This window comes from Chryseobacterium sp. AC417, assembly GCF_979258215.1.
This window is the reverse complement of record NZ_OZ409845.1, coordinates 578,435-597,859: the sequence shown is the minus strand read 5'-3', so window position 1 is coordinate 597,859 and position 19,425 is coordinate 578,435. Positions and strand designations below refer to the sequence as shown.

The 19,425-nt window shown below is 34.5% G+C and carries 16 protein-coding genes and 1 pseudogene; 14 read left to right on the top strand and 3 right to left on the bottom strand.

The window, feature by feature from the left end:
- Positions 1 to 72: 72 nt before the first annotated feature.
- Positions 73 to 450, bottom strand: coding sequence for a MauE/DoxX family redox-associated membrane protein (locus tag ACZZ9T_RS02835; protein WP_463440839.1), 378 nt, complete (start codon positions 448 to 450; stop codon positions 73 to 75).
- Between the two features lie 153 nt (positions 451 to 603).
- On the opposite strand from ACZZ9T_RS02835, the gene ACZZ9T_RS02830 reads away from it, so the two are divergent.
- Positions 604 to 849 carry a bacteriocin-like protein gene (locus ACZZ9T_RS02830; RefSeq protein ID WP_463440838.1) on the top strand — a complete coding sequence of 82 codons (246 nt, stop codon included), beginning with the start codon at positions 604 to 606 and terminating at the stop codon, positions 847 to 849.
- A gap of 77 nt (positions 850 to 926) precedes the next feature.
- Here the strand turns inward: ACZZ9T_RS02830 and ACZZ9T_RS02825 are convergent, their stop codons facing one another.
- Positions 927 to 2,039 carry an AI-2E family transporter gene (locus ACZZ9T_RS02825; protein WP_463440837.1) on the bottom strand — a complete coding sequence of 371 codons (1,113 nt, stop codon included), beginning with the start codon at positions 2,037 to 2,039 and terminating at the stop codon, positions 927 to 929.
- A 72-nt stretch (positions 2,040 to 2,111) separates the two neighbouring features.
- Positions 2,112 to 4,517 carry an endopeptidase La gene (lon, locus tag ACZZ9T_RS02820; RefSeq protein WP_463440836.1) on the bottom strand — a complete coding sequence of 802 codons (2,406 nt, stop codon included), beginning with the start codon at positions 4,515 to 4,517 and terminating at the stop codon, positions 2,112 to 2,114.
- A gap of 259 nt (positions 4,518 to 4,776) precedes the next feature.
- On the opposite strand from lon, the gene ACZZ9T_RS02815 reads away from it, so the two are divergent.
- The 13 genes and pseudogenes from ACZZ9T_RS02815 (at position 4,777) to ACZZ9T_RS02755 (ending at position 19,370) form a co-directional block, all read left to right on the top strand.
- Positions 4,777 to 6,918 (top strand): SurA N-terminal domain-containing protein, encoded by a 2,142-nt coding sequence (locus tag ACZZ9T_RS02815; protein ID WP_463440835.1) that lies wholly within the window; start codon positions 4,777 to 4,779, stop codon positions 6,916 to 6,918.
- 126 nt (positions 6,919 to 7,044) lie between these two features.
- Positions 7,045 to 7,995 (top strand): MlaD family protein, encoded by a 951-nt coding sequence (locus tag ACZZ9T_RS02810; protein ID WP_463440834.1) that lies wholly within the window; start codon positions 7,045 to 7,047, stop codon positions 7,993 to 7,995.
- Positions 7,996 to 8,003: 8 nt separating this feature from the next.
- On the top strand, positions 8,004 to 9,332 hold the full coding sequence (locus tag ACZZ9T_RS02805) for a 4Fe-4S dicluster domain-containing protein (protein ID WP_463440833.1): 1,329 nt from the start codon (positions 8,004 to 8,006) through the stop codon (positions 9,330 to 9,332).
- Positions 9,333 to 9,374: 42 nt separating this feature from the next.
- Positions 9,375 to 10,160, top strand: coding sequence for a (Fe-S)-binding protein (locus tag ACZZ9T_RS02800; RefSeq protein WP_463440832.1), 786 nt, complete (start codon positions 9,375 to 9,377; stop codon positions 10,158 to 10,160).
- A 16-nt stretch (positions 10,161 to 10,176) separates the two neighbouring features.
- Positions 10,177 to 11,331: a hypothetical protein gene (locus ACZZ9T_RS02795; protein WP_463440831.1), complete on the top strand. Its 1,155-nt coding sequence runs from the start codon at positions 10,177 to 10,179 to the stop codon at positions 11,329 to 11,331.
- Between the two features lie 110 nt (positions 11,332 to 11,441).
- Complete coding sequence (locus ACZZ9T_RS02790; RefSeq protein ID WP_463429872.1) at positions 11,442 to 11,930, top strand: hypothetical protein; 489 nt, start codon at positions 11,442 to 11,444, stop codon at positions 11,928 to 11,930.
- Between the two features lie 64 nt (positions 11,931 to 11,994).
- Positions 11,995 to 12,483: a glycosyltransferase gene (locus ACZZ9T_RS02785; RefSeq protein ID WP_463440830.1), complete on the top strand. Its 489-nt coding sequence runs from the start codon at positions 11,995 to 11,997 to the stop codon at positions 12,481 to 12,483.
- Positions 12,461 to 13,138, top strand: a complete 678-nt coding sequence (locus ACZZ9T_RS02780) for a glycosyltransferase (RefSeq protein ID WP_463440829.1) — start codon at positions 12,461 to 12,463, stop codon at positions 13,136 to 13,138. Before ACZZ9T_RS02785 ends, ACZZ9T_RS02780 begins: the two co-directional genes overlap by 23 nt.
- Positions 13,135 to 14,379: an MATE family efflux transporter gene (locus tag ACZZ9T_RS02775; RefSeq protein ID WP_463440828.1), complete on the top strand. Its 1,245-nt coding sequence runs from the start codon at positions 13,135 to 13,137 to the stop codon at positions 14,377 to 14,379. The genes ACZZ9T_RS02780 and ACZZ9T_RS02775 overlap by 4 nt, the downstream gene beginning before the upstream one ends.
- A gap of 61 nt (positions 14,380 to 14,440) precedes the next feature.
- Positions 14,441 to 16,336: an asparagine synthase (glutamine-hydrolyzing) gene (asnB, locus tag ACZZ9T_RS02770; RefSeq protein ID WP_463440827.1), complete on the top strand. Its 1,896-nt coding sequence runs from the start codon at positions 14,441 to 14,443 to the stop codon at positions 16,334 to 16,336.
- A gap of 27 nt (positions 16,337 to 16,363) precedes the next feature.
- Positions 16,364 to 16,870, top strand: a complete 507-nt coding sequence (locus tag ACZZ9T_RS02765) for a hypothetical protein (protein ID WP_463440826.1) — start codon at positions 16,364 to 16,366, stop codon at positions 16,868 to 16,870.
- 98 nt (positions 16,871 to 16,968) lie between these two features.
- Positions 16,969 to 18,238, top strand: a pseudogene (gene serS / locus ACZZ9T_RS02760) (serine--tRNA ligase).
- Between the two features lie 214 nt (positions 18,239 to 18,452).
- Complete coding sequence (locus ACZZ9T_RS02755; RefSeq protein ID WP_463440825.1) at positions 18,453 to 19,370, top strand: hypothetical protein; 918 nt, start codon at positions 18,453 to 18,455, stop codon at positions 19,368 to 19,370.
- Positions 19,371 to 19,425 lie beyond the last annotated feature (55 nt).

The window sequence follows — 19,425 nt, the reverse complement described above, 5'->3', positions numbered from 1 at the left end:
GTCAATTCCCCTTGCTTGTTAATTTTTAAAATTCACTTGCGAAGCAATATTTACAATTGACCATTGATTTTTCTATTTTAACAAAGCTTTATATTTATCTTTATTGTCGATAATCATCCAAAGATTGATGAGAAAAAGAACTCCGGCGATTGACATTCCCGTTGTGGATTTGTCGATTGTGAAAACATGAAGAACAATTCCAATCATTACCGGTAAAATCACAATTGCTCCTAAAGCTCTTGTTTTTGGAAAGATAGATAATAAACCACCAATAACTTCTACAGCTCCCACTAATGGCATTAACCAATGTAACTGATTGAAAGCTTCGAAAACTTTCATTTGTTCCGGTGTTTGTTCTGGCATTGGCATGTAATTGAGAAACTTGTTTAATCCGGCGTTGATGAACATTAAACCGAAAAGCAGACTGATAATAAATTTAATAATTTTCATGAATTGATTTTTTTATTAAAATTAAATAAAATTAGTTATTCATTTGTAATTTTTAAATAAATCATTTTCTATTCTCTTGGTAGAGAAATAATTTTATTTTACATTATTAAATTTTATATATTTGTTTACCAATCAAACTAAAATATTAAAATTATGTTGAAAAACTTTAAAAAATTAAATCGTTCAGATTTAAAAGGAATTAGCGGAGCGGGTGGTTCTGGAAGATGTGATATAGGACCAATCGGATGCCCATGTATAATTCCACCGGGAGATCCTTGTTTAGGCGGTTCTGGTGGAGGAGGTGATCCTGTTTTGGGTTATTGTCCGGATAGTCAGTCATACATTCCTTGTGATCAAACTTGTCCCAACGGTATGAGTCCTCTTTGTCCATTAGGATAAATATAAAAGAGAATTTGTCTCACGAATAAATTTATAAAAAAGTCCGTTTCACTAATGGTGAGGCGGGCTTTTTATTTTTAATCCATTTCTTTAAAGGTAATGTTCTTTGATATTTTATAACTTTTTCTCTTTTTGTTGGGTTTCTGATCCTCCCCAAGAAGCCTTCCCCAAGGTTGTAAACCTTCCACTCGTTCAAAAATAATTTTGATCATTGCGATAGCAGGAATACAGAGAAACATTCCTGAAATTCCCCATAAATGTTCTCCTAAAAGAATTCCGATAAAAGAAAATAATGCATTGATTTTTACTTTAGAGCCTACAACGAACGGAAGAATAATATTTCCGTCAATCACATGAACGATGACGTAACCAATTGCCACATAAACACAAGTAGAAACCGTGCCTGTAGCAAATGCAATAAAGCATGAAATTAAAAGTGAAATGCAGATACCGATGTATGGAATTACATTTAATAATCCTGTTAAAACACCTAATAAAATGGCATATTTTACCCCTAAAACAGTCAGAACTGTGGTCGTTAATACAGAAACAATCAATATCTGAAGACAAAGTCCGATGATATATCTTTTGGTCATGATTCTCACTTCAGATACCACTTCCTGAACACTGGATTTGTGTTTTTCATTAAATACGTCAACAATAAAATTATTTAAGATTCTTCTGTAATTTAAAATGAAGATGAAAAAAAGGATGAAAAATGTCAAAAAGCCAAGACTTGATGAGAAAATCCCGAATGTAAACCCTAAAATCACTCCTGAAGAAGATAAAAGTTTGCTTAGACCCTGATCCAGATAATCGAGCTGCTCATCAATTTTTACATTAAAAGTATGAGAAACCCACGTCTGAAGATTGTGAAAAACCATGTTTGCCTGCTTCGACAAATGCGGAACATCTCTGCTGAAACTGGAAATCTGTGAACCAAAGAAAAAGATCAATCCGGTAAGAATGACCAACATCATGGTAACAGAAATAATTGTAGAAATGGATCTTGGAAGCTTCAGTTTCTTTTCAAAAAAATTGGCAATCGGCAAAAACAGCATAGCCATCAGAAAGGCTAAAAAGAACGGAGCCAAAATGCTCTGCCCCAGATTGATGAGATAACCAATTCCAATGATTGCAACTACTGCAAGTGCAAGTTTGAGAAGAAAAGGAAGTTTAAAAATATTCATGGATAAGTTTTTCTACACATAACAAAAACCCCACCGTTTTATGATGAGGTTTTAGATTTTGTTGCTAAAAATTTATTTTTCGATGGCGAGTTCAAGAACTTCAGTCATCCAGTTTACATAATTTACTTTCAGGTTTTTAAGATAATCCTGTTTAATCTCTTCAACATCTTTTCTGTTGGCCTCACAAAGGATCACTTCTTTAATTCCTGCTCTTGTTGCTGCAAGAAGTTTTTCTTTAATTCCGCCTACAGGAAGTACTTTTCCTCTTAAAGTAATTTCTCCGGTCATTGCCAGATGCGGTTTTACTTTTTTATTTCTGAATGTAGAAACCATAGAAGTCAACATCGCAATACCGGCAGAAGGTCCGTCTTTTGGAGTTGCACCTTCAGGAACGTGAACGTGGATGTTTTTCTTTTCCAAATCATCCTCTGTAATTCCTAAGTCTTCATGTTTAGCTTTAATATATTCCAGAGCAATCGTTGCAGATTCTTTCATCACCGTTCCCAGGTTTCCGGTCATGGTAAGGTTTCCTTTTCCGTTGCTGACGATGCTTTCAATAAATAAAATGTCACCTCCAACGCTCGTCCATGCCAATCCGGTTACGACACCGGGAACATCAGTTAATTCAGATAAACTTTTCGGTCTTGGTACTCCTAAAATTTCGTCAACTTTTTCAACAGAAATTTTTGTATCATAGTCTTTTACCAAAGCAGTTTGCAACGCTACCCATCTTGCAATCGCAGCAATTCTTTTTTCTAAAGTTCTCACACCGCTTTCGGAAGTGTGTGCTTCAATGATATGTTTCAGTTCAGGATTTCCGAGTTTGAAAGATTTTGCCGTCAAACCGTTTTCTTCCTGCTGCTTTTTAATTAAATGTCTCTTTGCAATTTCAATTTTTTCTTCCAAAGTATATCCTGCAATCTGAATGATTTCCATTCTGTCTAAAAGCGGAGTCTGAATGGTTGAAAGAGAGTTTGCCGTTGCCAGAAACATTACTTTAGACAAATCATACCCCATTTCAAGGAAATTATCGTAGAAAGTATTGTTTTGTTCAGGGTCAAGAACTTCAAGCAAAGCCGAGCTCGGGTCACCGTGCATACCTTTTCCCACTTTATCAATTTCGTCTAAGACAATGACAGGATTTGAGGTTCCCGACTTTTTAATCGATTGAAGAATTCTTCCCGCCATCGCACCGATGTAGGTTTTTCTGTGACCACGGATTTCGCTTTCATCGTGCAGTCCGCCCAAAGAAACACGCACATATTTTCTTCCCAAAGCATCAGCAACAGATTTACCAAGAGAAGTTTTTCCAACTCCCGGAGGTCCCACTAATAATAAAATGGGAGATTTCATGTTGTTTTTAAGCTTCAGAACAGCCATGTGTTCCAAAATTCTTTTTTTGATATCTTCTAAACCGAAATGAGCTTTGTCTAAAACTTTTTCAGCCTTTTCTATATCAAAAGTATCTTTGGTAAAGGTCTCCCACGGAAGATCTGTGAAGAAATCAAGATAATTTCTCTGAACATTATAATCCGGAGAATTAGGATTTTGTCTTTGCAATCTTCCGATTTCCTTTTGAAAATGTTCTTCAACTTCAGGTTTCCAGTTTTTTACGCTGGCTTTTTTTAATAGATCTTCTACATCACTTTCCGGTCCGCCACCCAATTCATCCTGAATAGTTCTGATTTGTTGATTCAGAAAATATTCTCTTTGTTGCTTATCAAGATCTTTCGAAGTTTTCTGGTGAATTTGATTTCTCAATTCCAGCTTTCTGAAATCTTCATGCATCATTTCGTAGCACTTATTGGCTCTTTCCATCAGGCTTTTTTCTTCAAGCAATTTTTGCTTTTCTGCATAAGGGAAACTTGCATTTGTACAGATAAAATTCAATAAATCATCATTGTTATTGATGTTTTTTATTGCAAAATTAGCTGCATTGGGAATGTTCGGATCAAGTTCAATAATCTTTAAAGCTAAATCTTTTACATTTTCTAGCAGTGCTTCGTATTCTTCTTTATTTTTCGCTTTAGCATCTTTTAATCTCGTAATTTCAGCTTTAAAATAAGGCTGGTTACCAGTGATTTTTTTGATCTTGAACCGGTGGAAACCTTTTGTAATTGCGGTTACATTTCCTTCCGGAAGTTTGATGATTTTTATAATTTTTGCTAAAGTGCCAATTTGATGAAAATCTTTTTCGGTAGGCTGCTCAATATCAGAGTTTTTCTGGCTTACGATTCCGATGAAGTCACCGTTTTGCTGAGCTTCTTCTAGAAGTTGAATAGAAGTTTTTCTCCCCGCGGTAATAGGAATTACCACATTCGGGAACATCACCATATTTCGCACCGGAAGTATTGGGAAAATGGTTTGTTGAGAGTTTTTTGCTGTTTCGTCAATATCAGAAAGATTGATTTCTTCGGCTACAATGTCAAATCCGTTGCCTAAGATTTCATCAAAATTTATATCTTCAAATTCTGTCATAATATAAGTTGAATGACAAATTGTCATTTATAGGTTTAATCGTTAAAGGATAAAATCAAAATATGTTTAAGAAAAGCTTTGCATATAATGTGTAAGTAATTTTCACAATACTTATGCCATTTGTTTTTTGATAAAAAATACGGTCAAAATTTCCATTTTAAGCGATATAGAATTTTAAAAATTAAAAAAACGACTTATATTTCTGTAATTTCTTAAAAATGTGTATTTTCGCACACTGATATAAAACTATATTTATAAAATGGCAATTTTAGGACAGATTAGGAGTAGACCTTGGCTTTTAATGGGAATGATCGCATTGGCGCTTTTGGCGTTTTTGGTAAACCCAGAAAGTCTCGATAAAGTTTTTGGACCAAATCCTGATATTTTAGGAAAAGTAAATGGTGAAAAAATTACCCGTGAGGAGTATAACGACCAGCTTTTCATATTACAGCAGCAGGCTGAACAACAGCAGCAACCCAAAAACGGACTTGAAGAACAGGCTTGGCAACTGCTTGTACAATCAAAACTGGTAAAGCAGCAGTTTGAGAAAATGGGGTTTGAAATGACAGATGATTTGTTCTGGAATCAAATTCAGTTTGACCAAATGTTTGCTCAGAATCAACAGCTTTTTGACGAAAAAGGCAATTTCAAACTTCAGGAATTGAAGAAAGAGATTGAAACACTTCAAAATACAAACCCTGAAGGCTACAACCAGTGGTTGAAAACCAGAAAAACGATAGAGTACAGAATCATGGCAAGACAGGTTTTTGCCAATATCTCGACGGGTATCACGACAGGTAAGAAAGAGGCTGAAGAATTAATGAAAGAAAGAGATCAGTTAGCTGACATCGATTTTGTGAAAATTGATTATGCTTCTTATCTTCAAAAAAATAAAATCAAAGTTACTACCGAGGATCTAAAGAAGTATATTGATCAACATCCTGTCATGTTCAAAACTGAACCCAGCAGAAATCTTGGGATCGTATTTTTCCCTTCACTGCCAAGTCCTGCTGATGAGGCTGCAGTACAAAAAGATATTACAAAAATATTTTCTGTAGGAACAGACGAAAGCGGAGGAAAGGAAAACTTTATGAATACAACAAACGATTCAATGTTTGTAACAGCAAATTCTGATATTCCTTTTAATAATCAATATGTTCCGGTCAATCAGATGCCTCAAGGTTTGAAGGGTAAAATTGAAACGGCTGCGATAGGTCAGACTTTCGGACCTTACAAAGAGCAAAACTTATATGTTGTTTCTAAATTGATCGACAAAAAAGCTTCAGATTCTACATTGTCGAAGCATATTTTAATTGCTTACAAAGGAGCTGAAAGATCTACAGCTACAAGAACAAAAGAAGAAGCGAAGAAAATTGCTGATAGCTTAATGGCTGTGATTAAAGGAAATCCTGCAAAATTTGCAGAAGGTCTTAAATTATCTGATGAACCAAATGCAGTTGAAAGAAACGGTAGTGTGGGCTGGACAACTCCTCAAAGCCAGTTTGCTCCTCCATATCTAGCTTTCCTGGCAAATAACGCAAAGGGATCTACAGGTTTAACTGAAACAAGTTTTGGTTTCCATATCATCAACGTTGAAGATAAAAAAGCAGGAACAATGGGTTACAAGGTAGCTCACTTGGTGAAAGCCATCAAGCCTTCTGAAGCTACTGAAAACGAGGTGGATAAAAAATCAAGAAGATTTATTCAGCAGGTGCAAGGGAAATCGTTCAATGATTTTGTGAATATTGCTAAAAAATCAAACTATCAATACTCAAATGCAAAATCTGCAAAAAGATTTGACGGTCAGTTACAAGGTTTAGGAACCGATAAAGATGGTGAAATCATCACTTGGGCTTTTGATAAGAAAAGAGAGAAAGGAGATTCTGAAATTTTCACAGTAGACGGAACAGGAGATAAGATTGTTGTTTACCTAAACGGAAAACAGGAAAAAGGTCTTGCAGATCCAGAATCGGTAAGAGATCAAATAGAAACTGCCGTAATGAATAAATTAGCTGCTAAGCAGATTTCTGATAAAATAGGTAAAGCGACCAACTTAGATCAGGTAGCAAAAACTTTTGCCACTACAAAACAAGCTGCACAGGTAAATATCCTGAACCCATCGGTAGCCGGTGCAATGGAACCTAAGGTTGCAGGTGCGGCATTCGGTATTAAAAAAGGTGTTGTTTCTAACCCTATTGAAGGTGGAACAGGAGTGTATGTTTTAGTGAAAAAGAATGAGACAATCAATAAGCAACCTGGAGATGCCAAACAGTTTACAGAATCTGTTACGCAAAGAAATGCAGGAATGTTTGGTCAGTCTTGGCTAAAGAGTTTACAGGATAATGCAGACATCGATGATTACAGAATTGAGATCTGGAGCAAACTTGGAAATCAACAGTAAAATCAAAAATCAACAATATAAAAAAGTGGCAGAGTTTTTGCCACTTTTTTTTGTTATTAACTCAAAGCAATACAGATTTACATTAAATTAAATGTACTATATTTGCTTACTAGAAAAATATAAAAAGTGAAGTTCAGTAAAGAAATAAAAGCTGGTTTAATAGGTATTTTAGCTGTTGTTGGCTTTGTCATTTTGTTCCAATTCATGAAAGGCAGAAGTCTTTTTACCACCGATAACATATTTTATGCAAAATATGATAACGTTGAAGGTCTTACACAGTCTTCACCGGTTTCTATCAATGGTTTGAAAGTGGGGCAGGTTGATAAAATTACTCCGGTAACCGCTAAAGACGGAAAAATTCATTTTATCGTTAAGATTACCGTTGATGATAATTTTGTGTTTTCAAAAAGTTCAAATCTTGAAATTTTTGAACCGAGTCTGATGGGCGGTAAAGAGATGAGAGTTAATCTTGCTTATGGAGGAATGGTTGCGAAAGACGGTGACACTTTGCAGGGCGCTTTCAAACTAGGAATGATGAATAGTCTTTCTTCTCAGGTTGGTCCGGTTAAAGATCAGTTGCAGACTGTTTTGCACAGAGTAGATTCTTTAATGATGAATGCCAATCAGGTTATGAACGCTCAAAACAGAGAAGAGATCAAAATATTACTTCATAATTTAAACAAAACTGTTGGTGCCTTAGAAAGTACTGCAGGTAGTGTCAATAAATTGGTTGGAAATAATGATCCTAAATTACAGAAAGTTCTTGATGATGCAAGCGTTACCATGCAGACCGGAAAAGTAACTTTAGATAAATACGGAAATTTAGCTGAAAGTATTGACACAAAACAATTGAATCAAACAATTGCTAATCTTGATGCAACAGTTGGTAAACTGAATAATGTAGTTTCCGGGATTGATAGAGGCGAGGGAAGTTTAGGTAAGATTATGAAAGATGACCAACTCTATAATAATCTGAATGCAGCTTCTACTAACTTGAATGCTCTTATTGAAGATTTAAAGGCCAATCCTAAGAAATACGTTAATTTTTCTGTATTTGGTAAGAATAATAAAGACTAATCAGCCTTATGCAATATCTTGACAATATTATTTTTCTGATTCTGTTAATTGCAGGCTTTGGGTTATTCGGGAAAAGCCTTCTTAAGATTTATAGAAACATCAGATTAGGAAGAGAAATCAACCGCAGCGACAGAAAAGCTGAACGTTGGGAAACCATGGCTCGTGTAGCAATGGGACAGAGTAGAATGGTGAAAAGACCTGTAGCAGGTATTCTTCACCTTTTTGTGTACGTAGGCTTTGTCATCATCAATATCGAATTAATCGAAATCATTGTAGACGGAATTTTCGGAACACATCGTTTTCTGGCAACAATTTTCGGACATACTTTTTACAATATTTTCACAGCAACACTTGAAGTTTTAGCAATTCTTGTTATCATCGGTGTGGTGTTGTTTTTCATCAGAAGAAATTTTTATGGCGTTAAGAGATTGACGATGAAAGAACTTTTCGGATGGCCAAAAAATGATGCCAACTGGATTTTGATTATTGAATTTGCTTTGATGGTTGCTTTTTTCACAATGAACGCTTCTGATTTCGTTTTACAGCAAAGAGGAATTTTAGCTGAACACGGAAGTTTTCCGATTAGTGAAACATTAATTTCTCCTTTGTTCAATGGCTTTGGTAATTCTTTTCTAATAGGGACTGAAAGAGCCGCATGGTGGTTTCACTTTGTGGGAATTCTGTTCTTTATGAATTACCTTTATTATTCTAAACATTTACATATTATTTTAGCATTCCCGAGTACTTGGTATGCCAACTTAGACTTATACGGAAAATTCAATAATTTAGATTCAGTTACGGCAGAAATTAAATTAATGATGGATCCCAATGTAGATCCATACGCAGCTCCGGCTGAAGGTGCTGTTGCAGATGTTCCGTCAAAATTTGGTGCTGAAGATGTTTTTGATTTGAATCAGGTTCAATTACTTAATGCCTATTCTTGCACAGAATGTGGTCGTTGTACTTCCGTTTGTCCTGCAAATATAACCGGTAAAAAATTGTCTCCAAGATTGATTTTAATGAAAACCAGGGACCGTCTGGAAGAAGTTGGAAGAAATATCGATAAGAACGGGAAGTTTGAAGATGACGGAAAGAAATTATTAAACGATTATATCACCAAAGAAGAACTTTGGGCTTGTACAACCTGTAACGCCTGTACAGAAGCTTGTCCGGTTTTATTAGATCCCCTTTCAATCATTTTCGAAATGAGAAGATTTCTGGTGATGGAGCAGTCTGCTGCGCCACAAGAGTTAAATCTAATGATGACCAACGTAGAAAACAATGCTGCACCTTGGCAATATAATCAGGCTGATCGTCTGAATTGGGCAAAAGACTAGCAAACTAAATTTACATTAATATAAAATACATTTTACAATAAAATGGATTTCACTATAAAAACAATGGCAGAATATGCTGCCGAAGGAAAATCACCTGAAGTTTTGTTTTGGGTTGGCTGTGCCGGAAGTTTTGACGACAGAGCAAAAAAAATCACCAAAGCATTCTGCAAAATTCTGAATAAAATCGGGGTTGATTTTGCTGTTCTTGGTCAGGAAGAGAGTTGTACAGGCGATCCTGCAAAACGTGCGGGGAACGAATTTGTTTTTCAGATGATGGCAATGACGAATATTGAAGTTCTGAATGCTTATGAGGTTAAAAAGATCGTAACGGCTTGTCCACACTGTTTCAACACCCTTAAAAATGAATATCCAAGCTTAGGCGGATATTTTGAAGTCATTCACCATACTCAATTTTTAAAGCAATTGATGAATGAGGGGAGACTTAAGATTGAAGGCGGAGCTTTTAAAGGTAAAAAAATTACTTTCCATGATCCTTGTTATCTGGGGCGAGCAAACGGTGAGTACGAAGCACCAAGAATGCTTTTGGAAAAACTGGATGCCGAATTGGTTGAAATGAAACGTTGCAAAACCAATGGACTTTGTTGTGGAGCCGGCGGTGCACAGATGTTCAAAGAACCTGAGAAAGGTGATAAAGACGTCAACATCGAAAGAACGGAAGAAGCTTTGTCTTTCGAGCCAAAAATCATTGCTACAGGTTGTCCGTTTTGTAATACAATGCTGACTGACGGAGTTAAACATTTCAATAAAAACAACGAAGTAGAAGTAAAAGATATTGTAGAACTTTTGGCCGAAGCTGAAGATTTGTAACTAAATTTTTAGCTTCTTGAAGAAATATGAGATGAAAATAAAATGGAAACTTTCTTTTCTTTTCGTATTAATTGTCTTATCATATCTTACAATTGAAAGTTACAGACACAGAATCCATGACTGGGATTTGCCTGGTTATGTAGGCTGTTTATATTCTTCGGAGTTTCCTGATTCCCCGAAGAAGGTTCATCATTTAACCTACTTATCTGTCAAAAATGAAGCATCTCCTGCAGAATATTATGATATAGCAGGAAAGACAGACAATCATATTGGTATGCGATCTTTTGAGTTATATCATGAGGCTTTTAATGAACAAATACCTTACTATAAAATTAAAGTTGGCTACAATTTAATTATTGATGCTTTTTATACATTAGGGTTTTCTGCACCAACAGCTGTTTTACTGGTAAGCATTGTTTCTTACTTTTTGTCAGGACTTTTATTGTTTTATATTTTAAAAGAAATATTTCCTCGTAACTATTTTTTGACTTCAGTATTCACATTAGGAATTCTTGTATTACCAACAGCGAGATTTATGTCTAAAACTCCAAGTCCGGATATGTTAGGCTTCATCTTTTTACTCTTTTTTATTTTAGGGCTCTTTAAAAAATGGAATAAATGGTTGATTTTTTCTGTTTTGATGGTAGGTATTTTAGTAAGACCAGATTATGCTATTTTTGCATTAACGTATTTATTTACAATATCTTTTTACAATTTTTTAGCTGCAAACAAAAAAGTAGATATACAACTCATAGTGCAGGGAATTTTATTTTTGTCTGTCTACCTTTTTATCGTTAAATTTTATCATTATCCAGGTTGGAAAAATCTATTCTATGATTCGTTCATAGAAAGAAGACCATTTATATCTCGTCAGCCAGCAGATTTCACAGTAAACGATTATTTAAATATTATTTTTAATAAGTTCATGTATTTTAAGAAAGTAAGTGTATCAGCATTGATGATCTTGATATTGATTTTCTTTTTTACTAAAGATTTATGGATTCGGATTTTCTCTTTCTTTCTTTTTGCTAATATCTACCTAAAATTTCTTTTCTTTCCGGATTCTTCTGCTGTAAGGTTCTTTTTCGGTTTTATCATACTTCTTTTCTTAATGCTTTTATATGCTCTGAGCAAAAAATATAATGGCTTTCAACTCAACAAAATTGCGTAATTTTACTCTTTAAAGTTATTTGAAATGAAATCGCCAAGACTGGTCTTTGATTCATAAACAGATATGAATAGGCGCTAGCATATGACAATTAAAATAAATAAAACCTACATATGAAAATTGAAGAATCAAATATAGTAGAAGCTGAAGATTACAGAGTGATTATCTATCCCGCATCCCGAGCTTTTACAACCAAAGAAGCGAAGGTGATTACAGAAAAACTGTATGATTTTCTGGCAGGTTGGGCAGCACACGGAAAACCTCTTTCATCATCATTCAAAATTGAAAAAAACCAGTTTATCGTCATCTGTGTAGATGAGGAAAAAGAAATGGCTTCCGGTTGCAGTATTGATGCATTAGGTAAGATCATGAGAGAAATTGATGAAGAATATCAGTTGGGATTATTTGATCGTATGAAAGCCAGTTTTATAGAAAACGGCGAAGTAAAAACACTGAAACTTTTAGATTTTAAAAATAAAGTAAGAAGTGGAGAACTGTCCAAAGAAATTGAAGTCTTCGATTTTTCTAAAAACACCTATCTTGAATTTCTCGGTAACTTCTTACTTCCTTTCAACAGAAGCTGGGCGGCAGGAATCAAATAATTTATTATCTCAAATATCTGATTTATCTATTGACATAATTTTTTTATGATTGAATTCGTCATCAATGCCTAAAATACTCTTCTTAACTACCGCTCATAATTACAATGATGACAGAATTTTTTATCATCAGGCAAAGGAATTAAAAGCTCGGGGATTTGAGGTTAAGATCAGCAGTCTGTACTCAGATTATCAGGGAGAAATTGACGGTATTGAAATAGAATCTTATGCAATTTTAAATAAATCCAGCGCAGAGAAAATATTGGCTTTTCGAAAAATATGTGAAGCTTATAAACCAGATTGCATCATTTGTTCTGAGCCAATTCCTATAATTGCGGCTCGAAAATATAGAAGACAAAGAAAAATCAGTGTTGTTTATGATATTACAGAATGGTATCCTGCAATGTCAATGCTTGAAGGGTATAATTCTGTAATGCAGATTTTTCACGGGATAAAATTCTTTCTGATTCAGCTGTATGCAGGCTTTTTGAGCACTCACTTTATATTTGGTGAAGAGACAAAACAATTTCCTCTTGGCTTACTTTTTTCCGTTTAAAAAGAAAATCTTACAGCCTTATTATCCGGGTCAACCGTTTATTTCTCAACATATTAATACTTTAAAAAAAAATGAGATAACTTTAGGTTACACCGGAGCAATATCTGAAGACAAAGGCATAGGCAATTTTTTTAATGTAGTTGATAAACTCCAAAATCGAAATTTAGATTTAATGATCAACATATTGATTATTGGTTCTGCAAGGAAAAAATCTGATGAAATTTATTTTACAAATTTGCTTTCCCAATATTCATTTAAAAATATTGAGGTTAGAAAACCAGCTTCATTTGAAAAATTCACAGCATCTTTTTCTGATGCAGATATTTGTTTTGATTTGAGAGAATTTAATTTTGAGAATCATCACTCATTACCCATCAAATTGTTTTATTATATGGGATCCGGGAAACCTGTAATCTATTCGGATCTGAAAGGTATAAGAAGACATCTTAAAGTAAACGATTTTGGTTTCTTGGTTCATCCGAAAGATTCTGATATCATTGCTGATCGTATTGAAAAATATATTAAAAATCCGGAACTTTATCATCTTCATGCAACAAACGGGGTGAAAAAATTTCGTGAAAAATATAACTGGAATATTATCGCAGATTCTTTCGTCAATTTTATAAAACAATCTTTACCAAAAAGCACAGAATGAAACAGCTAAAAGTTGTTCAGACTTTTATTTCGCGTTTTTTAATTTTGATACTGAGCTTTGGTTTGGTCATCTTCTCAACGAATATGTGGGGAAGCGAGGGCAAAGGAGTGATTTCAATCATTGTTGCTAATGTTGCCATTGTGAGTTTTTTCAGCAGTATTTTTTCAGGAAGCAGCACCTCATATTTTGCAAAAAAATTCAAAATAGAGCAGGTTATTATCTATTCATATCTTTGGTCAATTGTTACAGGACTTATAATTCCGTTAGCCTTCAGTTTTACATCGGTTCATAACGAATTTTTATTTTATCTGATAGGAATTTCAATTTTATCATCACTTCTTGCAACCAATATCAGTCTTTTTTTGGGAACTCAGAACATAAGGCTTTTTAATTTTTACACTGTTTTACAACAGCTTATCCACGTCGTTTTTATTGCTGTGTTGATTTATTTAGTAAATTTTAAAGAAGTCTCTGTTTATTTTTTAGCGCAGATATTGTGTTTATTTATTTTATTTGCATTGAGTTTTTTTCAAATTTTGAAGAGATGTAAGATTTCAGAATTTAAATTTTCAAAATCTGTTTTTAAAAGTATGTTTGAATATGGCTGGAAAAACCAGTTCAGCGCATTCATTCAATTTTTAAATTATCGATTGTCCTTTTATTTTTTAGAATACTTTGAAGGAATAGCCACTGTAGGAATTTTTTCAATAGGAATTGCCTTTGCTGAAGCGATCTGGACGATTACCCGGAGTATCGCAGTCGTTCTGTATTCTGATGTAGTCAACAGTAAAGACAGACAACAGTCTATTGTAAAAACGAAATCATCATTAAAACTTTCATCTACTTTGATGCTTTTTTTTATTCTGGGAATCATTGTTATTCCGTCACAAATTTACGTGATGATATTCGGGAATGAGTTTGGTGACACGAAACTGATTATGCTCATTTTATCACCGGGAATTTTTGCAATAGCGGTAAGCGACATGATTGGATATTATTTTTCAGGAATAAAAGAACTTAAAATCTTAAACATAAAATCTCTTGTAGGATTACTAATTACCATTGTTTTTTCTTTGGTGGCAATTCCAAAATGGGGAATATTGGGAGCTTGTTTTGTGACTTCTGCATCTTATTGTGTTTCTGCAGTAATCTTATTCTGGAAGTTTTATCAATCTACAGATTTTCATTTTAAGGATTTTTTAATTTCAAAATCAGAAATAAGCAGGCTTACTCGCAAATAATTAGACACAGGTATCTGTAATCCTTAAAACATTTTATATTTTTACCAATCAAAGCTTAATCATGTGCGGGATCTGCGGTTATTATTCATTTAAGAAAGAAATTTCTTCTAAAAATATTTTAGAAATGAATAAATCCATCCAGCACCGAGGTCCGGATGATGAAGGATTTTGGCTTTCCGATGCAATAATAGGAGAGTCGTTCTCCGGACAAGATTCTACCCAAAAAATTAAGGAAATATTTCCGGCTTTAGACAACACTGCTTCAAAAATTGCTCTGGGTTTTCGCAGGCTTTCGATTCTAGATTTATCTGAAAAAGGCCATCAACCCATGCTTTCTGATGATCAAAAAATTACGGTTACTTTCAATGGCGAAATCTATAATTTTAAAAAATTAAGAAACGAGCTTGAGAATTCAGGCTACAGTTTCAAAAGTCATTCAGATACGGAGGTTATTTTGAAATCCTATCAAAAATGGGGGACAGAAATGTTTGCTAAATTTGACGGAATGTTTGCGATTGCTTTAGTCGATCTAGAAAAAAATAAAATTCTTTTAGCAAGAGATCGAGTAGGGCTTAAACCTCTTTTTTATTACAAAAGCCAGGATGCAATACTTTGGGCTTCAGAAATAAAATCTCTTCTCAAAAATGAATTTTTGAAACCTGAAATCAATTGGCAAGGTGTTTATACCAATTTTCTTTTTCAGACAACATTGGCTCCTGAAACTTGTTTTAAAGATATATTTTCTTTGGAACCCGCCTCTTTTATGACCATTAATCTGAATGATTTCAAAATAAGTAAGCAATTTTTCTGGAATTTTCCTCCACCCAATCGAAATATTTCTGAACAGGAAGCCATCATAAAAATTGATGAATTGCTTTCTGAAAGTGTGAAGGAACAGCTTTATGCAGACGTTCCGGTTGCAAGCATGATGAGCGGAGGTATAGATTCTACATTGATCACCTGCAAATCAAAACCGCATAAAACAGATATTAATGCATTCACGGTTGCCTATCCGTTTTCGGAAGACGAAGTGAAAAATGCATCGTTGGTTGCCGACAAAATCAAAATTCCGCATCATATTAAAAAAGTGACGGATGATGAAGTTTTATACAAGTTAAAAGAAAATATTCAGCATTTCGAAGAACCTTACAGCAGTTTGGAAGTTTTGATGAATGCCGCAGAATATGCTAAAAATTTAGGTTTTAAAGTTGTTCTCAGCGGCAATGGCGCCGATGAGTTGTTTGCGGGATATTCTCATTCTTTAAAGCTTAACAAATGGCTGCTAATGAAGAATTTTAATTTTGCAAGAAATTTTATTTTTACGAAAGATGAATTTTCTCAAAGGGTTAAAAATTATTTTTCTCAGGATTCTCTGTTTGATTTTTTCAGGCAAAGTCAGGTAGGAATGAAACCTTTGCAGGCAAAAAGTATTTTCAAAAAAGAAATCTACAGCCAAATCAATCCAAATCTTAAGCAATTTCATTTGTCTGAAAACAAAAGTTATAAAGGACTTTTTGAGTATGACATGAAGTATTCATTGTCTTCTCATCATGTTTTCCGTGATGATTTGAGTGCTATGAAATATGGTGTTGAATTTAGATATCCATATTTGAGTAATGATTTGATTGATTACGTTTCGTCATTGCCTGAAAAGATCCGTTATAATGGTAAGCAAAATAAGCCTTTATTAAGAAAAGTTGCTCAGAAATATCTGCCAAATCAAGTTTTGGGTATGCCTAAACGCGGGTTTTCTTTTCCGCTTGCTTACTTTATTCACAATGATAAAAAAATTCAAATATTTATTACTGAAAATTTAGAAAGTCTCAAAAAAAGGAATTTTTTCAAGGCAGAAGTAATTAATGATTGGTGGAACAACCAAAATAATGCATCTGATTATGTGAAAATCTGGCAATTGGTTACTTTTGAGCTTTGGTATCAGAAATATTTTGAAAATTAGTTTCATTTTAAATTTTAACTTTGCAGGATGAAAAATCTACTTTTTGGAATTTTATTCGGATGTTTTGCGCTTATGGGATGTAGGAGTGATGAAGATTCTGTGCAGAAAATAGATCAGATCATGAATTTCTACATTAAAGATACTGCGGGAAATGACTTGCTTCAGCCAAACAGCATTGGTTCTTATACTACAATTTCTATGAATGATATGTTGGCGCCAGTTGACAATGCACCCGTCAGCAATTCACGGAAAATGACTGTGGACTCAACGTATTATCTGGAATATATTGCAGGCTCTACCAGAGAGTTAGTGAGTGGTGCAGATTCTGATGACCGGGTTTACCGATCCCAGATTGAGGTTTCTCTTACCAAAAAACTTACAGACACTACTTTTAGTGAGCCCATTAGTGATACTTTGGAGATTCTTTATCGCTGGACTCCAACTGTTTTTGAGGTTTCAAAAGTGAATTATAACAAACAATTAATATTCACTAAAGTTCAGGATCAGCCAAATATCATTACAATCATAAAATAATCTCTAAATTTGCAAAGAACGGTTCAATGTTCAGGGTTTTGAGTTCTTTTAAAAATACTCAAAATCTTAAACCTTAAACTTTTAAACCATAAATTTTTATGTTACAAGTCAATTTTTTGCGCGAAAACAAAGAACGCGTTTTAGAAGGTCTTCAAAAAAGACAATTCAAAAATCCTGAGTTGGTAGACGAGGCAATCGTTACTGACGAAGAAAGAAAAAAAAATTCAGTTTGAATTAGATTCTCAGCTTTCAGAAATCAATAAAATCTCCAAAGAGATCGGCATTTTAATGAAAGAAGGAAAAAGAGAAGAAGCTGAAGCATCAAAATCTAAAACAGCACAATACAAAGAGTCGAGCGCAGAATTGAAGTCTCAATTGGAAGTGGTTGAAAAAAAATTATTAGATATTTTGTATCAGATTCCAAATGTGCCTTACGAATTGGTAAAGGCCGGAGTTTCTGCAGATGATAACGAAATTATTTATCAGTCTCACGATGTCGAAGGTTTAGGCGAAGGTGCAATTCCTCATTGGGAACTGGCGAAAAAATACAATTTGATCGATTTTGAATTGGGCGTTAAAATTGCCGGTGCAGGTTTCCCTGTTTACTTTGGGAAAGGTGCGAGATTGCAGAGAGCTTTGGTTCAATACTTTTTAGATAAAAATGTGGATGCAGGTTATCTGGAAGTGAATCCGCCACACGTTGTGAATGAAGCTTCAGGATACGGAACTGGACAATTGCCGGACAAAGAAGGACAAATGTACTACATCAATGCGGATGAATTATATTTAATTCCTACAGCTGAAGTTCCGGTAACGAATTTATACCGTGATGTTTTGTTGGATGAAAAAGATCTTCCAATTAAAAATACTGCTTTTTCTCAATGTTACAGAAGAGAAGCGGGAAGTTATGGGGCTCATGTGAGAGGTCTGAACCGTCTTCACCAGTTTGAAAAAGTAGAAATTGTAAGATTAGAAAAACCTGAAAATTCTTATGCTGTTTTAGAAGAAATGGTAGAACATATCAAAGAAATTTTAACTGATCTTGAATTGCCATACAGAGTTTTAAGACTATGCGGAGGAGATACAGGTTTTGCCTCTGCAATGACATATGATTTTGAAGTGTGGAGCGCTGCCCAGAAAAAATGGCTGGAAGTGAGTTCAGTTTCAAATTTTGAAACCTTCCAGGCAAATCGTCTGAAATGCCGTTATAAAGCTGACGGAAAAACTCAGTTGGTGCATACTTTGAATGGTTCTGCAATGGCATTGCCAAGAATTATGGCTGCTTTGCTTGAGAATAATCAGACTGAGGAAGGAATTAAGCTTCCAAAGAAGATTGCGGAGTATGCGAAGTTTGATTTGATTAGTTAAAGTTGAATCTAAAAATTACTAAATATAAAGCTGCTAATTCCTTAGTGGCTTTTTTTTACCTGAAAACTATAGATTGAAATTACACGTCAAGTTCTGTCGCATTAGAATTGCATCTTTGCATTAAATAAAAGTAAACTAAATCTTTAGCTGTATGAAAGATTGAAATATATTTTTATATTAGCAAAAAATTAATAACAATTAAAAAAACTCTATGATGAAAAAACTCTACACGAGTGCATTCCTTATATGCACTGCTGCAATATTCTATGCTCAGGACGTGGTATGGCAGAAAGACATCAAATCCTCGACTCAGGATTTTCTTTCTCAGGTGACCACTACGATCGATCAGCAATATCTCATTACAGGAAGTTCCATTCAGGCAAAAAAGCTTACTACAGAAAACAAGCAAAATAACGGTTACGATTTCCATCTAGTTAAGCTCAACCAACAGGGTGAGGAAGTCTGGGAAAAATATTTCTCGGGACAAAACCATGACTTTCTTTCTGCTACAGTTGCCACACAGGAAGGCGGTTTTCTTTTGGCCGGAACTTCGTACTCCAATGCAGGATTAGACAAAAAAGACAATGCAAAAGGAGGATCTGACATTTGGTTGATAAGAATTAATGAATTCGGAGACGAGCTATGGCAGAAAACCCTGGGAACTTCTCAGGATGAAGAAGCGAAAGCAGTGATTCAGACTACAGATTTCGGATTTTTTGTTGCTGGAAATGTTCAGAATGCTTCCAAAGGTTACGGTTCAAAAGACGTGATCATTTCAAAAATCGATAAGAACGGAAAAGAACTTTCAAATATTATTGTAGGTGGAAAAGGATTGGATGAAGTTGAAAAAATGATTCCTACGATGGATGGTGGTGCATTGCTCGGAATTTATTCAAGAAGTACTGTTGGTGGTTCCAAGAAAACCGAAAACTTCGGAGAAGGAGATTTTTGGATTGTAAAACTGAATAAAGAAGGAAAAGTAGAATGGGAAAAAAACTTTGGAGGAAAGGGTGATGATCATTTAAGAACTTTAGCAATGACTTCTACAGGATTTCTTGTAGGTGGTGAAAGCCGTTCAGAAAAATCCGGAAATAAACCGCAGGAATTGAAGAAGGAACCGATATCTGGCTGATTTCTTTAAATGAAAGAGGTGAAGAACAATGGCAAAAATCCTACAATTTCAAAAA

Excerpts from the sequence above, each read along its gene's own strand:
- ACZZ9T_RS02835 (WP_463440839.1), bottom strand. The coding sequence starts at position 450 with ATGAAAATTATTAAATTTATTATCAGTCTGCTTTTCGGTTTAATGTTC.
- ACZZ9T_RS02830 (WP_463440838.1), top strand. The coding sequence starts at position 604 with ATGTTGAAAAACTTTAAAAAATTAAATCGTTCAGATTTAAAAGGAATT.
- ACZZ9T_RS02825 (WP_463440837.1), bottom strand. The coding sequence starts at position 2,039 with ATGAATATTTTTAAACTTCCTTTTCTTCTCAAACTTGCACTTGCAGTA.
- lon (WP_463440836.1), bottom strand. The coding sequence starts at position 4,517 with ATGACAGAATTTGAAGATATAAATTTTGATGAAATCTTAGGCAACGGA.
- ACZZ9T_RS02815 (WP_463440835.1), top strand. The coding sequence starts at position 4,777 with ATGGCAATTTTAGGACAGATTAGGAGTAGACCTTGGCTTTTAATGGGA.
- ACZZ9T_RS02805 (WP_463440833.1), top strand. The coding sequence starts at position 8,004 with ATGCAATATCTTGACAATATTATTTTTCTGATTCTGTTAATTGCAGGC.
- ACZZ9T_RS02800 (WP_463440832.1), top strand. The coding sequence starts at position 9,375 with ATGGATTTCACTATAAAAACAATGGCAGAATATGCTGCCGAAGGAAAA.
- ACZZ9T_RS02790 (WP_463429872.1), top strand. The coding sequence starts at position 11,442 with ATGAAAATTGAAGAATCAAATATAGTAGAAGCTGAAGATTACAGAGTG.
- ACZZ9T_RS02785 (WP_463440830.1), top strand. The coding sequence starts at position 11,995 with ATGCCTAAAATACTCTTCTTAACTACCGCTCATAATTACAATGATGAC.
- ACZZ9T_RS02775 (WP_463440828.1), top strand. The coding sequence starts at position 13,135 with ATGAAACAGCTAAAAGTTGTTCAGACTTTTATTTCGCGTTTTTTAATT.
- asnB (WP_463440827.1), top strand. The coding sequence starts at position 14,441 with ATGTGCGGGATCTGCGGTTATTATTCATTTAAGAAAGAAATTTCTTCT.
- ACZZ9T_RS02765 (WP_463440826.1), top strand. The coding sequence starts at position 16,364 with ATGAAAAATCTACTTTTTGGAATTTTATTCGGATGTTTTGCGCTTATG.
- ACZZ9T_RS02755 (WP_463440825.1), top strand. The coding sequence starts at position 18,453 with ATGAAAAAACTCTACACGAGTGCATTCCTTATATGCACTGCTGCAATA.